This is a genomic window from Acinetobacter sp. 12966 (assembly GCF_031196995.1).
GTDB classification, from domain to species: Bacteria; Pseudomonadota; Gammaproteobacteria; order Pseudomonadales; family Moraxellaceae; genus Acinetobacter; species Acinetobacter geminorum.
The window spans coordinates 18672-34830 of sequence record NZ_JAVIMC010000091.1; the positions used below are offsets into that span (position 1 = coordinate 18672).

The following is a 16159-nucleotide window of genomic DNA, read 5'->3' on the forward strand; positions in this document are numbered from 1 at the left end:
CATGCAAGTGTATTTAGTAGGCGGTGCCGTCCGTGATTTTTTACTTGGGCATCCCTATCAAGAAAAAGATTATGTTGTTGTCGGTGCAACGCCGGAACACATGCTCGCCCAAGGTTTTCAACCTGTAGGCAAAGATTTTCCTGTGTTTCTTCATCCTGAAACGAAAGAAGAATATGCACTTGCACGTACTGAAAGAAAATCTGGTAAAGGCTACCACGGCTTTCAATTTTTTACCGATACCACAGTAAGCTTAGAAGAAGATTTAATTCGCCGTGATTTGACTATCAATGCCATAGCAATGGATCAAGATGGCAAACTATACGATCCATATGGCGGTCAAACAGATTTAGAAAATAAAACTTTGCGTCATGTTTCAGAAGCTTTTGCTGAAGATCCTTTACGTGTTTTACGTGTTGCACGCTTTGCGGCTCGCTATTCTTCATATGGTTTTCAAATTGCACCAGAGACCATGCAGCTTATGCAAACTATGGCAGAATCAGGTGAGCTTGATGCATTAACACCAGAACGTGTATGGAAAGAAACTTCTCGTGCACTTTTAGAAGATCATGCAGATGTTTATTTTCAAACATTGCGTGACTGTGGGGCGTTGAAACATCTTTTCCCTGAAATTGATGCATTATTTGGTGTACCACAGCGCCCTGAATATCACCCGGAAGTGGACTGCGGCATACATACCTTAATGTCGTTGCAGCAAGCTTGTAAATCAAACTATTCGCTCGATGTTCGATTTGCTGTTTTAGTACATGATTTGGGTAAAGCATTAACTCCAGCTAACGAACTTCCTCGCCACATCATGCATGAAGAACGTGGAGTCAAACCTGTTACCGAATTATGTGAACGTTTAAAAGTTCCAACTCAAACTCGACAGTTGGCATTATCAGTATGTAAAGAACATCTAAAATGCCATCAGATTATGTCGTTAAAGCCAGGAACTGTATGGCGTCTATTACAGCGTCTAGATGTATTACGTCGTCCTGAGAGAGTGGAAGCATTTGTGCAAGCATGTGAATGTGATGCTAAAGGAAGACTAGGTTTAGAAGACCGTCCGTATCCTCAAGCTCAGTACATGTTAGATGCGATGCAAATCGTTCGTTCTATTAAAGCTCAGGATTTACCTGAAAACATTAAAGGTGCTGAGATTGGTGAAATGCTAATTCAGTATCGTATTGATGCTTTAACTGAATTCAAACATCAGCATCAAGCACTATCTCATACTTAATTGATACCCAGAAAAAAGCCTCATTACGAGGCTTTTTCTATCTTTACTGTTTAGGCAGCGGTATAAATTGTGATTGAGTATTTTGGTTTTTTCTTTCCCCTACTGTCACCACAAAGTTTTGTTGCTTCCCATCTCGCTCAACAATTACATTAATTTCGCTGTTAGGTGCTTGTAATGCGACATAATTAATCAAATGAGACGCTGAAGTGATTTGCTCATTATTCACCTGAATAATTTTATCGCCAATCTTAATACCTGCTGATGCAGCTGGACCATTTTTCAAGACATCTGCAACCACAACACCAATTTGCTGTTTAGGTGCTAATACATCTGCTTGTGTAGGCGGTACCAAACTAATCCCTAACCATCCACGTACTACACGACCATCTTTCAAAATCGAGTTTAATACCTGTTGGCAAACTTTAGCTGGGATTGCAAAACCAATTCCTAAAGAACCACCTGACTGAGAAAAAATAGCCGTATTTACCCCAATTAAATTCCCAGCGACATCAATTAATGCTCCACCTGAGTTACCGGGGTTAATTGCAGCATCTGTTTGAATAAAGTCTTCATAGGTATTGATACCTAAATCAGAGCGCTCAGTGGCAGAAATAATACCTTGAGTTACCGTTTGCCCTACACCAAATGGATTACCAATTGCTAAGACCACATCACCTACTTCATTACCACTTAGCTTAAATGGTAGGACAGGTAATTTATCTAAATCGATTTTAATTACAGCTAAATCAGTATCAGGGTCTGTTCCAACAATGGTTGCTTCTGCACGACGGCCATCATGTAATGCCACTACAATTTGATCTGCTTGAGCAATCACATGATTATTCGTCAGAATATAACCATCAGTTCGTACAATAACCCCAGAGCCTAAGCTATTTTCATTTTGCTGTTGTTGTTCAGGAAGCTGATTTCCAAAAAATTCGCGGAATACCGGATCACTTAATAAAGGATGATTTTGTTTAACTTTCTGGGTCGTAAAAATATTAACAACTGCCGGCGCTGCAACTTTTACCGCAGCGCTATAAGATACCACCCCGCCCGCTCGCGAAGTATCAACGAGTGGTTCAACTTTCTCAGCAGGCATTTGCACCCCATCAACTGCAACAGTTGGTTTCGGCTGATGGTATTTTTGCCATGCAATAAAACTGGCAATTACAATAATAAGTAACACCCAAGGTAACCATGTAAAGGTGCGGCGCACGTTCATATCCTCTACGCAAAGAAGTTTTTAATTAAATTAATATATTGAACAAAAAGAGTTTTCAGTTAAGCATTTTAAATTAAATATGTCGATATACATAAAAAAGTCAAAAAAGATTTGTCTAGCTTTAGTTACACAACAAAATATGTTTCTATAGCTTTAGCAATTATTTACTACTCAATTCAGGAAATATCATGGCGAATTTGCATGAAATTATTCAGTGGTGCGACCAAACCTTAAAAGCGGCAGAATTTAAAGATTACGCACCAAATGGCCTGCAAATTGAAGGTTCAACTGAAGTAAGACGTATCCTTTGTGCGGTTACTGCTTCCGAAGATGCAATTGATGCAGCAATTGCTCAAAATGCAGATTTATTACTCGTACATCATGGTTATTTTTGGAAAGGCGAACCGTATCCAATTACGGGAATGCGAGGCAATCGCATTAAAAAACTCATTCAAAATAATATTTCATTAGTCGCTTACCACCTACCTTTAGATGCCCACCCAACTTTGGGTAACAATGTAGCCATTGCAGAAAAACTAAACTTGCAGAATTTAGAACCACTCGATTTAACAGAGAAACATCCAATTGGTAATATTGGTTATTTAGAGCAAGCAGTTTCTGTGGATGAATTTAAAACAAAACTACAAAACAGTTTTGATTTTAAGGTAATTCATTTGCCCGCAGAAAAACAAAGTATTCAAAAAGTAGGCTTCTGTACAGGTGGAGCTCAAGATTTTATTGCTAAAGCTGCTTTGCAAAATTGTGATGCTTACATTTCGGGTGAAGTCAGTGAACGAACTTTTTATGAAGCAAAAGAATTAGGAGTTCACTATTTCGCCTGTGGTCACCATGCTACTGAGCGTTATGGAGTTCAGCGTTTGGCACAAGCGATCTCAAAACAGTTTTCAATTGAAGCTGAATATTTTGAATTGAATAATCCGATTTAATTAAGTCTTTTTTTCAATCTGTGTTATGCGTATTAATTAGATCTTTATTGTGTATAGTTCTTTAAAACGATGCCCTATTGTGACCAGAATCATTTACAATAGAGCCACTTAATTGTATAACCCAGCAAATGCAAGGAATAGGAACATGACAACCATTACTTTACCTGCACTTCCATATGGCTATGATGATTTAGCGCCACATATTAGTAAAGAAACTTTAGAATACCATCACGATAAACACCACAATACCTATGTTGTTAACTTAAACAACTTAATCAAAGGGACTGACCTTGAAGGTAAAACTTTAGAAGAAATCATTAAAGCAACTGCTGGTGATGCATCTAAAGCTGGTATTTTCAACAATGCTGCTCAAGTTTGGAACCACACTTTCTACTGGAACAGCATGAAGCCAAACGGTGGTGGTAAGCCTACTGGCGCAATCGCTGCTAAAATTGACGAAGCTTTTGGTAGCTACGAAAAGTTTGCAGAAGAATTTACTGCTGCTGCAACAACTCAATTCGGTTCAGGTTGGGCTTGGTTAGTTGCTGATGAAGTAAATGGTAAATTATCTATTACTAAAACTTCTAATGCAGACACTCCACTTGCACATGGTCAAATTGCTGTATTAACAATTGACGTATGGGAACATGCTTACTACATCGATTTCCGTAACTTACGTCCTAAATACATCGCAACTTTCTTAGAAAGCCTTGTCAACTGGGACTATGCAAATGCAAAACTTGCAGGTCAACCAGCTGGTGTAGAGAAATAATTTTATTTCTGTATGAAAAACCACCCTGTTTTGGGTGGTTTTTTTATTTTTAATACAGCAAAAGCATATTAATCAAGCAAACGATTCATTTTCTTTAATATTCTTATTGACGCTTTTAGATTTCATCCATAAAATGCGCATCAGATTCTCCAATAGCTCAGTCGGTAGAGCGACGGACTGTTAATCCGCAGGTCCCTGGTTCGAGCCCAGGTTGGAGAGCCATCTACTAATCTCCCATAGCTCAGTCGGTAGAGCGACGGACTGTTAATCCGCAGGTCCCTGGTTCGAGCCCAGGTGGGAGAGCCAAGATTCTAAAAGCCCGCATTTATTGCGGGCTTTTTATTTTCTGATTTTCTAATACTTTTTATTATTCTTAATAAAATCAACGTTTCGAGTATTTTTAAACCAATCGGTTAGATATTCTCTTTAATTCTGCTATTAAGGCTTGACCCAGCCCCCTTTCCTGCCTAAAATCCTTTTCCAGATTCTCCCATAGCTCAGTCGGTAGAGCGACGGACTGTTAATCCGCAGGTCCCTGGTTCGAGCCCAGGTGGGAGAGCCAAAATTCTTAAAAACCCACTCATCATGAGTGGGTTTTTATTTGTATGATGCCTTCACATGTTCGAATCGAGTCACTTATTTTTTATTGTTTTAGGTTGCGTAAGCACCTGTATTTTTCTTGTTGTCTGTTTACGTCCATATTTATTTCCAAAACAAAAATTCTTTGCTCGCCCTGTCATTACAAACTTTGAAACTCAAATGTTTATACGTTTAAAACAAAGTTTTCCAAATTATCATGTGTTAGCACAAGTGGCTTTTAGCGCTTTAATTACCAGTAATGACTATAAAATTCGTAGTCAGTTCAATCGTAAAGTTACTGACTTTGTTGTGCTCAACGACAAGATGGAAGTCATGGCCATTATTGAGCTAGATGACCCTACCCATCTTGAAAAAGTAGAAGAAGACCGTATTCGTGATCAAATGCTTACTGAAGCAGGCTACCTTGTAAAGCGTTACACAAATATTCCTACTGTACGCCAATTACAAAAGGATATTCATTAACAAGCTATTTCGTTTCAGAATTTGCAGCTTCTTTCTCTGCTATTCTTTTTGCCATCTCTAAACGCTGCTGTTCATATTGTTTTTTATTCTTAGCATCACTTTTTGCAGCCAAGAAAAGTATTCCAATAATTAGAAAAGGAATAAGTAAACCTAATCCCATTAATAACCAAGGAACAGATTTTTTTTCAATAGGTTGCTGGCTCATAAGTTCTTCAAACTCAAATAGTATCGATTTCAGAATGCGTAACAATATAACAAAAAAAGGGCCCACTTTAGGACCCTTTTAATTTGAATATTTTAAATCCAAAAAATTATTGTGCGACTCCAGTACATTCTGGTTTTCCACTAGCATCAATTATGGATGGATCTACAACTGCATTTGTCTTAGCGGGCATATTAGTTTGAATAAATTGATAGATATCAGCATTTTTACAAACAATTGCTTGAGTATGCGTAGCATTTTCTACTAAATCTAGTTTAATGTTAGGTGAACCTAAAGTTACCAATCCAGCTACCATCATTTGAGTAATTGGATAAGGCACATTGGTATCATTTTTACCTTGAGCAATATATATCGGTTTATCTAAACGCTTTGTACCAGGTTGACTTGCGAGTAAAAATTTCTGAACCGTCTCATTTGACCTGAAATTAGTAACATCAAGTCCCGGATAATCCATAACTTTTTTACCTGGGTTATCAGTCATAAATTTAATAATATCTTCTTTAAATTTATTAATTAGACTAAGGCTCGGATCAGCACTATCTAAACAAAGACCATTTTCTCCTGTAGTTCCTTCTGCAAACTCAGCTAAAGACTTCGCTCTTGTTTGAAATATATCTCTATATTCAAAACGTGGTTCATAGGCTTTAATACCAACACCAGTTAAAGCGGCGTAAGCTAGCAGAGTAGCATAGGAGTCAATAGAAACTCGTTTATCTAAAGCTACATTACCTGCAATTTCTTGCTGCTCAATTAATGCTAATGCATTTGGTGCTACATCAAGAATAATTGTTCCCAAACTCGACGCAGGCGCGCCTGCAACTGCACCTTTATATGTTATATCTGTATTTGCATATTCAGCAGTACCTATAGATGCCTGACCTCCTTGTGACTGACCTACAGACATCCAATCGCCATTTAATTGTGAGCCATAACGATCTTTTACTGCTCTAACAGCTGCTAATGCTGATTTTGCTTCACTCGCTAAATTAAGATATGGATGGATTCCTTTTGTACCAAGACCTTCATAATCTGGGGCTACAATCACATATCCAGCAGCTAATAAAGTATCAGCTAAAATTTTGAAGCGTGGATTAATCGTATTATTGCTTGGTGCACAACTATCCCCTACTCCTACAGTGCCGTGCTCCCATACCACTACGCGATAACCATCCTTTGGTTGAGCAACTTTCGGGAACATGACTAAAGCAGTTGCTTCAGCTGTTTTCCCTTGTACATTCATCATGTTATAAGTCATTACTTTTATAGATGAAGCACCACTTAAGGTATCCTTAGAATAGGCTTTTTCAGAAACATAAGTTTTATCGGGATTAACACCAATATAGTCATCATCATCGTCATTACACGCTGTAAGAAATAGTGCTGAAATTGACAATGTTATAGCTAAAGCAATTTTTGACCGTTTCATAGAATATCCTTTTTATGTGTTATTTATTCCGCATATTTTTATGCACAAATATTAAGACATAAAAAAAGTGCTCTGCATAGAACACTTTTCAACCTCACGGTCATTTTTACTATATGAAATTTAAAAATATTCCTAGAAAAATGATTAATCCCACCCAACGATTGTGACGAAATGCCCAGAAACATACTTGAGGGTCGCGGTCTTTGGTTTTAATTGTTTGATATACAAAATCAAATGCGACTACAGCTAAAGCAATAATCGCCCATGGGAATAAGATATTTTCTAAATATAGTGCAGTACTAATCAAAACAAGGCTAGATGCTTGTAAAAACGCAATAATCTGGATGTCATATCGACCAAAAAGAATAGCTGTAGATTTCACACCAATCTTTAAATCATATTCACGATCTGTAATTGCATATTGAGTGTCATAAGCCACAGTCCAAGCCAAATTACCAAAATAGAGCAACCAACAAGTTAAATCTGGAGTTTTACCTACAGCGGTAAAGGCCATAGGAATAGACCATGAAAATGCTGCGCCTAAAAATACTTGAGGTAAGTTGGTATAGCGTTTCATAAATGGATAAATAAACGCTAGAAATAATGCCCCAAATGACCAGTAGAAGGTTTCGATCGGTAAAAAGAACAACAGACACGCACTTGCTAAAACAAGGCCCAAGAATACATATACAGCTTCTCTTGCACGAATAATTCCAGTTGCGAGCGGACGGGTTTTAGTACGCTCTACATAACCATCTACTTTACGATCAGCAAAGTCATTAATCGCACATCCAGCAGCGCGCATAAAAATCACGCCTAAAATCATGACAAATAAAATACCTAAATCAGGTATTCCTTTTGATGCAACCCAAAGTGCCCACATGGTTGGCCAAAACACCAGTTCAGTACCAATTGGCTTATCAAATCGACATAGATAATAATAAGCCTCTAAACGCTGACGCCATGTTGTGCCTGTTGCAGTCGTCATAGTAATTCCTTGTCGTGCTGCTGATTTAAAAAAGCTTCAAAAGCCGGTAAGAATGTTTCTTGGACGATAAATTTACATCCATGCCAAGTATAGCAACTTTGTCGCGTCCAGCCTTCTGGCAAACGAATGACACGTCGGTCACAAAGCGGAGTCGTTCTTTGAAATAGAAAAAAGCCAATCGGTTTAGAACCAATGTGCTGAAATATACGCGCTTTTTTTTGTAAACTTTGAATTGGAAAAATACTTTTTGCTTTCACCCACGGCTCTGCTTCACAGCCATATAAATAGGTTTCTCTCACCCATGAAGTATGAGCATGAGGCATGTTCATCCATTGACTATCTGCAAAAGTTAAACGCTGAAAGTGTTCTTTAAAGGGCTTCACACTGAACTGGCCACCACCAAGCTCAGTTAATTGTTGAGTCAGAGAACCAGAAGCATACAACCATGTTTTCAACTCAGGATTTAAAGCCTTTTCCTGTTTAAGTACTGGTTGTCGTTTACGCATAATCTGCTCACATGAAAACTCGCACCTAGTTTACTCCAAATTTTTGATAAAAAACGTAGAGAATTCAATCAACATTCCAAGCAATAAAAAAGCCTGCATAAGCAGGCTTTTTTATGAAATACATATTACAAGCTGTAGTACATATCGAATTCAACTGGGTGAGTAGTCGTGTTAAGACGACGTACATCTTCAGTTTTAAGTTCGATGTATGCATCAAGCATTTCTTTAGTGAACACTCCGCCTTTCAACAAGAATTCGTGATCTGCTTGAAGTGCTTCAAGAGCCATATCTAAGCTATGAGCAACTGTTGGGATTTTTGCTTCTTCTTCTGGAGGAAGATCATACAAGTTCTTATCAGCAGCTTCGCCCGGATGGATCTTGTTTTGGATACCGTCGATACCAGCCATTAACAACGCAGCGAAACCTAAGTACGGGTTCATCATTGGGTCTGGGAAACGAGCTTCGATACGTTTACCTTTAGGATTAGAAACGTAAGGAATACGGATAGATGCAGAGCGGTTACGCGCTGAGTAAGCAAGCATAATTGGTGCTTCGAAGTGAGGAACCAAACGCTTGTATGAGTTTGTAGATGGGTTTGTGATTGCATTCAATGCACGAGCGTGCTTGATGATACCACCGATGAAATACAATGCCATTTCTGAAAGGCCTGCATATTCATCACCAGCAAACAAGTTCTTGCCATCTTTAGAGATAGACATATGAACGTGCATACCAGAACCGTTATCGCCTACCATTGGTTTAGGCATAAACGTAGCTGTTTTTGCATATTGATGTGCAACGTTCCAGACAGCATATTTGAACTGTTGAACTTCGTCAGCTTTACGTACAAGTGTATTGAAGCTTACACCAATTTCTAACTGGCAAGAAGCAACTTCATGGTGATGTACTTCTACACGACCTGGGCCCATGATGTCTTCAATTTTTGCACACATTTCTGCACGCATATCTTGTGCAGAGTCAACTGGAGGAACTGGGAAGTAACCACCTTTAACACGTGGACGGTGACCTGAGTTACCAGACTCGTAATCTTTACCAGTAGACCAAGCAGCTTCTTCAGCGATTAATGTATGACGAGCGCCAGACATATCGATGTCCCATTTCACTTCGTCAAATACAAAGAATTCTGGCTCTGGACCAAAGAATGCAGTATCACCAATACCTGTAGATTTTAAGTATTCTTCTGCACGGCGAGCAATCGAACGTGGGTCACGTTCATAACCTTGACCAGTTGAAGGTTCAATAACGTCACAAGTCACAACTACTGTTGGCTCAGCAAAGAACGGGTCGATAAAACCAGTTTCTGCATCTGGACGTAAAATCATATCAGATGCTTCAATGCCTTTCCAACCAGCGATTGAAGAACCATCAAACATTTTACCGTCTTCAAAAGTATCTTCATCAATAGAATCAGCTGGGTAAGTTACGTGCTGTTCTTTACCCTTAGTATCAGTAAAGCGAAAATCGACCCATTTTGCGCCACTTTCTTGTATGAGTTGAAGGACCTTGTTCGCCATGCTCATTTTGCTCCAATGAAATTTTGTTGCACTTGTTGAGTGCGTGTTAGTTGCTGGTATTTATTAAGCAATTCTCATACCAACTTCATGAGACTTACCTAAAACATTGAATTACTTATAAGTATTCATGATTTAGGCCCCTTGTCTTGAACCCATTATACTGTTTGCTTGAGTAAATGCACCATATTCACACATTTTCAAATTATGGCATATTTAAATAGCTCATTATTGCCCTAATTTAGTGCAAAATCGTTGCACTGATATAACCCGCTGCATCAATATCTAACAATCGTCCATGATCATAATACTTTCTTATATATAATGCTGAGATTCTTATCGGATTATCTGAAAATAATCACTCCGTTGACATCAATTTTCCTCAATGAGTTTCTTTGGTTTATTTCAGCAACTTAAATTTATGACTTAAACCATCAGTTAGTTAAAAGCCTTCTGCTTTAGTTAAAATCTAATAATTATTTTTCATTTTTATGAATTTTTCTAAATAAATACACTATTTAGTCGCTATCTGACCAGTTAATAAGACCACATACAGTAGATCCCACATTACTCGGCAAAAATTAAATTTTACTATTCATGTTCATTTTCATTCACTTATTTTATACAGGCCAAACTTGCTTTTATTATTAAAAAAAACTAAAAACTATATGCATAAATTTTTGTTATAAATAAACAAACCAAAAGTTATGTTTATAAAAAACTTAAAAGCATTCAAGGATTTGAATAATGAAATATGACTTTGAACGATCGGATAAAGCTTTTTTCGGCCATCCAAAACCATTAAAAACTTTATTTTTTACAGAGCTTTGGGAAAGATTTTCTTATTATGGTATTCGACCTTTACTCGTTCTTTATATGATTGCAATGGTTAATGACGGTGGTTTAGGTCTTGACCGTCCAACTGCAGCCGCGATTGTTGGGTTATTTGCTGGATCTATGTATTTAATGACCGTTTTTGGTGGCTGGATTGCCGATAACTGGTTAGGTCAGGCACGATCGGTCTGGTATGGCTCTATCATTATTGCATTAGGCCATTTATCTATTGCTCTAACCGCACTCTTTGATCAATTCTTTTTTTATTTCGGTTTAGTCCTTATTGTTATTGGCTCAGGATTATTTAAAACCTGTATTTCAGTGATTGTCGGAACATTATATAAAGCTCAAGATAGTAGGCGCGATGCTGGTTTTTCCATTTTTTACATGGGGATTAATATGGGGTCGTTTATTGCCCCACTTATTACAGGTATATTGGCTCACGATCATGGCTGGCATCTAGGTTTTGGGATTGGCGGCCTTGGAATGTTGATTGCTTTACTTATTTTTCGTACATTAGCGATTCCACAGCTACAGTCTTTCAATCAGTTGCGCCAACAAACTGACAACTGCAATAAGCCTGTCGTAGAAAATAAAAATGCGCCTAAAATTGTATTTAGCTTTTTATTCGCAGTTGCAGTCATTATTACGCTTACCTTATTTGGTGTCATTCATATTAATCCGGTCGCGGTAGCAACTTATTTAACAATTGGGATTGGTATCGGCATTATTGCTTACTTTGCTTATTTATTACTTTTCTTGAATTTAGAGCAACATGACAAATTTAAAATTATTATTTGTTTTGTTTTATTAGCAACATCAGCATTGTTCTGGTCTGCTTTTGAACAGAAACCAACTTCTTTTAATTTATTTGCGCAAGACTATACAGATCGTATGGTTTTCGGATTTGAAATCCCAACTGTATGGTTCCAATCAATCAATGCCCTTTTTATTATTATATTCGCTCCAATTGCAGCATGGCTTTGGGCAAGATTGGGTAAATCAAATAAAGATCCAAGCTATATCAGTAAATTTATCATTGCATTGTTACTTGCAGCTGGCGGCTTTCTCGTTATGTCCTTTGCTAGTCGTTTCGCAATTGCTGGCGGCTTAGTTTCACCATTTTGGTTAATTGGTACTTTGTTTTTGCTTACCATGGGAGAACTTTGTTTAAGCCCGATTGGGTTATCAACCATGACTAAACTTGCACCTGATGTGATTCGAGGCCAAATTATGGGACTGTGGTTTACTGGCTCAGCTTTAGGTAATCTCATCGCTGGTCTCATTGGCGGACACGTATCGTCAGATGGTATTGATCATTTACCGACTCTCTTTATGCGATGCGTTTTGGCATTAATTGTTGGTGCAATCGTGTTATTTTTATTAAAGAAACCTATCAATAGATTAATGAACAAAAGTACTAGCAAAGTTCAACCTGACTTGGAAACTATATGAGCGTTTTAACTGTTTCAGAAAAACTAGAAAAACTTCGCAAACTCATGCGTACTCAGCAGATTGATGCGTTTGTTGTGATGAGTGCTGATCCCCATATGTCAGAATATTTACCCGACTATTGGAAAGTAAGGCAGTGGCTAAGCGGTTTTAGTGGTTCTGTTGGTACGCTAGTCGTGACTCAAAACTTTGCTGGCCTCTGGGCAGATGGTCGCTATTGGGTACAAGCAGAACAACAACTCGCTGGAACTGGCTTTGAATTACAAAAACTGACCGGTGATGAAACTTCTACACATCTCGCGTGGATTGAGAAAAATCTACCAACTGGTTCGGTCATTTCAGTAAATGGCCAAACATTATCCATTCAACAATTTAAGTCGCTCGAACATACTTCACGACTTAATCATTATAAACTTGAAACCCAGCAAGATTTAGTTGGAGAGATTTGGTTAGACCGTCCAGAACTTCCCTCAGAAAAAATCCATTTAATGCCTGAAGGGTTAAATGCCCTCTCACGTAAAGAAAAAATTCAGGCAATTCGCGAAAGCTTAGCTAACAAGAATATTGCGGGTCATTTTATTTCATCTTTAGATGATATTGCATGGGTCCTAAATGCACGTGGGCAAGATGTAGAATATAACCCTGTTTTTCTTTCTCATTTATATATTAATGCAGAGCAAGCTATTCTTTTTATTGATGCTGAAAAAGTTGATGTAAGCATTCAACAAGCTTTAGCAGCCGATGGTATTGAAATTTGTAACTACGAAGATACCGCTAAGTTTTTATCGAATATTTCTGATGCCTCAGTACTTTTAGATCCAGCCAAAGTCTCGATTTTTCATGAACAAGCCATCGCAAAAGATATTCAGGTTGTATATGACATCAATCCGAGTACACTTTTTAAATCGCGTAAGCATGAAAGCGAAATTGCTCATATCCGTCACACAATGGTTAAAGATGGAGTTGCGCTTTGCCACTTTTTCCACTGGTTAGAGAAAGCCCTTCATCATGGTGAAAGCATTTCAGAACTCACTATTGATGAGAAAATTACGGCTTTCCGTGCTCAGCAAGATGGATTTATAGGGCCGAGTTTTTCAACGATTGCTGGCTTTAATGCTAATGGTGCTCTACCCCACTACCGTGCAACTGAAGAGCACTATTCATTTATCGAAGGTGATGGTCTATTGCTAATTGACTCAGGTGGGCAATATGTAGATGGAACAACCGATATTACTCGTGTTGTTCCTGTAGGCACGCCAACAGGGCAACAAAAACGTGACTACACATTGGTTTTAAAATGTCACATTGCCTTGGCAAAAACGATTTATCCAGAAGGTTTAGCCGCTCCTTTACTCGATTCAATTTGTCGCAATACTTTATGGCAACATGGTTTAGATTATCGACATGGAACAGGCCACGGTGTAGGCTTTGCACTTAACGTTCATGAAGGTCCACAAGTTCTTTCTTATTACGCGCCTATTCATGCCTATAGTAAGTTGCGTGAAGGTATGATTATTTCCAACGAGCCGGGCTTATACCATGAGGGACAATACGGTATTCGTATTGAGAATCTGGTTGCAAACAGACTTCACTCAGGGTTTGAGAAAACCTACGGCGATTTCTTAGAGTTTGAAACGCTGACCCTTTGCCCGATTCATTTAGATTGTATCGTCGTTGACATGCTAACAAATGAAGAGAAAGACTGGTTAAATGGTTATCATCAAACTGTTCAAGAAAGACTGGCCGAACATTTATCTGGCGATGTTTTAGATTGGCTTATCTATAACACACGTAAAATTTAATCTTCTTGTGTGAATAAGGCAGAATAATTTTTATTTCTAATGAAAAGCATATTCTGTCTTATTAATACTTATCTATAATTTTAAAAAGCTCCACCTTCCCAAAGCCTTTTTTTCTGCAAATTTCTAACGAATGAAATAGTTAAACTGGTTACTTCTTTTTTTGCTATATTAGCCCATTAGAAAGCGGCTTCTTATTTTATATATCTAGAAAGCCCTTTCTGAAAACGGGTATCAATATGGGTAACTATTTTAGTCACTTATTAAATATATATTAATTATCATGAGGTTAAGTTCATCATGCTTCTAATGATCGAAAAGAAGTATTGAACAAATCTAAAAAAATCTAGCAAAATTTTAAAAATCACAAATTATTGAAAATTATTAAAAATACAAATCTAATCAAATCTAAGCAAACTATGCAAAATCTCTAATCTTGAGTATCATTTTGAGTATGGCCCTAAAAATGATAATTGGATACTCAAGATTTCATGTTAAGTGACTCTAAAATTAGAAGTGCAAAACCAAAAGAAAAGCTTTATCGAATTGGTGATTCGGATGGTTTATGTATTGAAATTAAACCTAATGGAAAGAAGTATTGGCGCTATCGTTTCCAGTGGCTTAAGAAAACTCAAATGATGAGTTTAGGCGAGTACCCTATTGTGGGATTAGCCGAAGCTCGTACAAAAAGAGATGAAGCTAAATCTTTAGTAGCAAGCGGTATAAATCCAGTTGAAGAAAAAGAAAATCAAAAAAAAGCTAAATCTGATGAATATGAAAATAGAGTTCTCTTTAAACATGTTGCTGCAGAATATAAAGCTGAAAAACTAAAAAATCGTTCAGAAAGATATCAAGAAGCTTTTCAACGTGCTTTAGATAAAGATATTTTAAAAGTTATTGGTGATAAGGATATTAAAGAGGTTACCTCAGCAGACGTTTTGACAATTATGAAAAAGACGATTGCGCGAGTTAAGCGTCAAAAAAACCATGGTACTGGCGAAGTATCAGCAATCCAAAATCGTACTTTTATTGGTGGCGTTATGCGTTATGCAATCGCCACACTTAGAGCAGATTATGATCCTACTTATGCAGTAAAAAATGTCGTAGAACGCCCTGAAATTGAACATGCAAGACCAATGGAAAAGCATGAGGCGGCACTACTTAGGAATAAACTAAATAATTATGGCGGATCTACTACAGTTAAAAATGCTGGACTTGTTATGCTCTACTCAATGCTTAGGACTATCGAGATTCGACGTATGAAATGGGATTATGTTGATTTCGAAGCTAGAACTATCACATTCCCCAAAGAGATGATGAAAAAGAAGCGCATACATATCGTCCCTATGTCTGATCAGGTGTTCAACATTCTTCAAGAGCAACGTAGTCTAGTTGGTAATCGTGAATATGTATTCCCTGCCATTTATCAAGATGGAATGCTTTCAGCTACCACAATGAATAAAATGCTTGATTATATTGGCTTATCTGATGTAACTGCACATGATTTTCGTGCTACAGCTTCTACGCTTTTAAATGAAAAAGACTACGATGATAAGTGGATTGAAAAACAATTAGCACATGCGGATGGCAACAAAACTCGTGCTACTTATAACCATGCAAAGTATTTAGAAAGCAGACGCAAAATGTTGCAAGACTGGGCAGATATTGTTGATAGCTGGGCCAGTTAAGAAGCCCTTAAATGTAAAATCACTTACTACATAATTGAGAATTAGCAAATGAAAGATTGGGTCTATTTTTATATCGAGCATACAATTAAGTATGGTGAGCCATTCTATAAAGAGATCGGCTGGTCATTGGGTTTAAAGAATAATTATATTATTATGAGCAGAAATAGAAGCTAAAAATAGATAATGCACTGGGGGGCGGATTATGTTGATAGCTAGACGAAATAGAATAGATAATATTAATTCTAATAGAAGGGTTTAAAGTGGAATTTAGCAAATTTAATTCTATAGAAAATTTAGCAAAAAGTGTTCTATGTTGTCTGGAGAATGAATTAAAAAACTTTGTATTTAGTTGTCATAAGCACTTCCCTCGTGATTGTTGTGATATTGCCTCTGGTCTATTGTTTAGAGTCTTAAGTAATGAAGGTTATACTGGATTTAATTTAATGGCTCTACGGAATAAGTGGT

General features: G+C 37.5%; 14 protein-coding genes and 3 tRNA genes. 11 read left to right on the plus strand and 6 right to left on the minus strand.

Features of this window, described 5'->3' with window-relative positions; translation table 11 throughout:
• The first annotated feature begins 1 nt into the window (after window position 1).
• Window positions 2–1240 (plus strand): multifunctional CCA addition/repair protein, encoded by a 1239-nt coding sequence (locus RFW85_RS13950; RefSeq protein WP_130172332.1) that lies wholly within the window; start codon window positions 2–4, stop codon window positions 1238–1240.
• A 43-nt stretch (window positions 1241–1283) separates the two neighbouring features.
• On the opposite strand, the gene RFW85_RS13955 is transcribed toward RFW85_RS13950, so the two are convergent.
• Complete coding sequence (locus tag RFW85_RS13955) at window positions 1284–2459, minus strand: S1C family serine protease (protein WP_170248681.1); 1176 nt, start codon at window positions 2457–2459, stop codon at window positions 1284–1286.
• Window positions 2460–2653: 194 nt separating this feature from the next.
• Between RFW85_RS13955 and RFW85_RS13960 the strand changes: the two genes are divergently transcribed.
• From RFW85_RS13960 to RFW85_RS13985, 6 genes are all read left to right on the plus strand, one after another.
• Complete coding sequence (locus RFW85_RS13960; protein WP_170248682.1) at window positions 2654–3412, plus strand: Nif3-like dinuclear metal center hexameric protein; 759 nt, start codon at window positions 2654–2656, stop codon at window positions 3410–3412.
• A 145-nt stretch (window positions 3413–3557) separates the two neighbouring features.
• Window positions 3558–4184 (plus strand): superoxide dismutase, encoded by a 627-nt coding sequence (locus RFW85_RS13965; protein ID WP_000208083.1) that lies wholly within the window; start codon window positions 3558–3560, stop codon window positions 4182–4184.
• A gap of 146 nt (window positions 4185–4330) precedes the next feature.
• Window positions 4331–4406: transfer RNA gene (locus tag RFW85_RS13970), tRNA-Asn, on the plus strand.
• Between the two features lie 8 nt (window positions 4407–4414).
• Window positions 4415–4490 (plus strand) — tRNA-Asn (locus RFW85_RS13975).
• A gap of 180 nt (window positions 4491–4670) precedes the next feature.
• Window positions 4671–4746: transfer RNA gene (locus RFW85_RS13980), tRNA-Asn, on the plus strand.
• A 56-nt stretch (window positions 4747–4802) separates the two neighbouring features.
• Window positions 4803–5246 (plus strand): DUF2726 domain-containing protein, encoded by a 444-nt coding sequence (locus RFW85_RS13985; protein WP_170248683.1) that lies wholly within the window; start codon window positions 4803–4805, stop codon window positions 5244–5246.
• A gap of 4 nt (window positions 5247–5250) precedes the next feature.
• On the opposite strand, the gene RFW85_RS13990 is transcribed toward RFW85_RS13985, so the two are convergent.
• From RFW85_RS13990 to glnA, 5 genes are all read right to left on the minus strand, one after another.
• Window positions 5251–5451, minus strand: a complete 201-nt coding sequence (locus RFW85_RS13990) for a hypothetical protein (RefSeq protein ID WP_032035709.1) — start codon at window positions 5449–5451, stop codon at window positions 5251–5253.
• A 106-nt stretch (window positions 5452–5557) separates the two neighbouring features.
• A complete protein-coding gene (locus RFW85_RS13995; protein ID WP_170248684.1) occupies window positions 5558–6895 on the minus strand; it encodes a S9 family peptidase in 1338 nt (445 codons plus the stop codon).
• A 109-nt stretch (window positions 6896–7004) separates the two neighbouring features.
• Window positions 7005–7883, minus strand: coding sequence for a 4-hydroxybenzoate octaprenyltransferase (gene ubiA, locus RFW85_RS14000; protein WP_170248685.1), 879 nt, complete (start codon window positions 7881–7883; stop codon window positions 7005–7007).
• Window positions 7880–8389: a chorismate lyase gene (locus tag RFW85_RS14005; protein ID WP_170248686.1), complete on the minus strand. Its 510-nt coding sequence runs from the start codon at window positions 8387–8389 to the stop codon at window positions 7880–7882. The genes ubiA and RFW85_RS14005 overlap by 4 nt, the downstream gene beginning before the upstream one ends.
• A 125-nt stretch (window positions 8390–8514) precedes the next feature.
• Window positions 8515–9930 carry a type I glutamate--ammonia ligase gene (gene glnA / locus RFW85_RS14010; protein ID WP_000061267.1) on the minus strand — a complete coding sequence of 472 codons (1416 nt, stop codon included), beginning with the start codon at window positions 9928–9930 and terminating at the stop codon, window positions 8515–8517.
• 738 nt (window positions 9931–10668) lie between these two features.
• Between glnA and RFW85_RS14015 the strand changes: the two genes are divergently transcribed.
• The 4 genes from RFW85_RS14015 to RFW85_RS14030 form a co-directional block, all read left to right on the plus strand.
• Window positions 10669–12210: a peptide MFS transporter gene (locus tag RFW85_RS14015; protein ID WP_170248688.1), complete on the plus strand. Its 1542-nt coding sequence runs from the start codon at window positions 10669–10671 to the stop codon at window positions 12208–12210.
• Entirely contained in the window at window positions 12207–14009 is a 1803-nt protein-coding gene (locus tag RFW85_RS14020) for an aminopeptidase P family protein (protein WP_170248689.1), read from the plus strand. Before RFW85_RS14015 ends, RFW85_RS14020 begins: the two co-directional genes overlap by 4 nt.
• 488 nt (window positions 14010–14497) lie before the next feature.
• On the plus strand, window positions 14498–15694 hold the full coding sequence (locus RFW85_RS14025) for an integrase arm-type DNA-binding domain-containing protein (RefSeq protein WP_245114103.1): 1197 nt from the start codon (window positions 14498–14500) through the stop codon (window positions 15692–15694).
• Between the two features lie 260 nt (window positions 15695–15954).
• On the plus strand, window positions 15955–16159 hold a 205-nt coding region (locus RFW85_RS14030), incomplete at its 3' end, for a hypothetical protein (protein ID WP_309171613.1).

Bases quoted from the DNA above. Each gene is read 5' to 3' on its own strand.
- RFW85_RS13995 (WP_170248684.1), bottom strand. From the start codon at position 6,895: ATGAAACGGTCAAAAATTGCTTTAGCTATAACATTGTCAATTTCAGCA.
- RFW85_RS14020 (WP_170248689.1), top strand. From the start codon at position 12,207: ATGAGCGTTTTAACTGTTTCAGAAAAACTAGAAAAACTTCGCAAACTC.
- RFW85_RS13985 (WP_170248683.1), top strand. From the start codon at position 4,803: ATGTTCGAATCGAGTCACTTATTTTTTATTGTTTTAGGTTGCGTAAGC.
- RFW85_RS14015 (WP_170248688.1), top strand. From the start codon at position 10,669: ATGAAATATGACTTTGAACGATCGGATAAAGCTTTTTTCGGCCATCCA.
- RFW85_RS13960 (WP_170248682.1), top strand. From the start codon at position 2,654: ATGGCGAATTTGCATGAAATTATTCAGTGGTGCGACCAAACCTTAAAA.
- RFW85_RS14025 (WP_245114103.1), top strand. From the start codon at position 14,498: ATGTTAAGTGACTCTAAAATTAGAAGTGCAAAACCAAAAGAAAAGCTT.
- RFW85_RS13990 (WP_032035709.1), bottom strand. From the start codon at position 5,451: ATGAGCCAGCAACCTATTGAAAAAAAATCTGTTCCTTGGTTATTAATG.
- glnA (WP_000061267.1), bottom strand. From the start codon at position 9,930: ATGAGCATGGCGAACAAGGTCCTTCAACTCATACAAGAAAGTGGCGCA.
- RFW85_RS14005 (WP_170248686.1), bottom strand. From the start codon at position 8,389: ATGCGTAAACGACAACCAGTACTTAAACAGGAAAAGGCTTTAAATCCT.
- ubiA (WP_170248685.1), bottom strand. From the start codon at position 7,883: ATGACGACTGCAACAGGCACAACATGGCGTCAGCGTTTAGAGGCTTAT.
- RFW85_RS13965 (WP_000208083.1), top strand. From the start codon at position 3,558: ATGACAACCATTACTTTACCTGCACTTCCATATGGCTATGATGATTTA.
- RFW85_RS13950 (WP_130172332.1), top strand. From the start codon at position 2: ATGCAAGTGTATTTAGTAGGCGGTGCCGTCCGTGATTTTTTACTTGGG.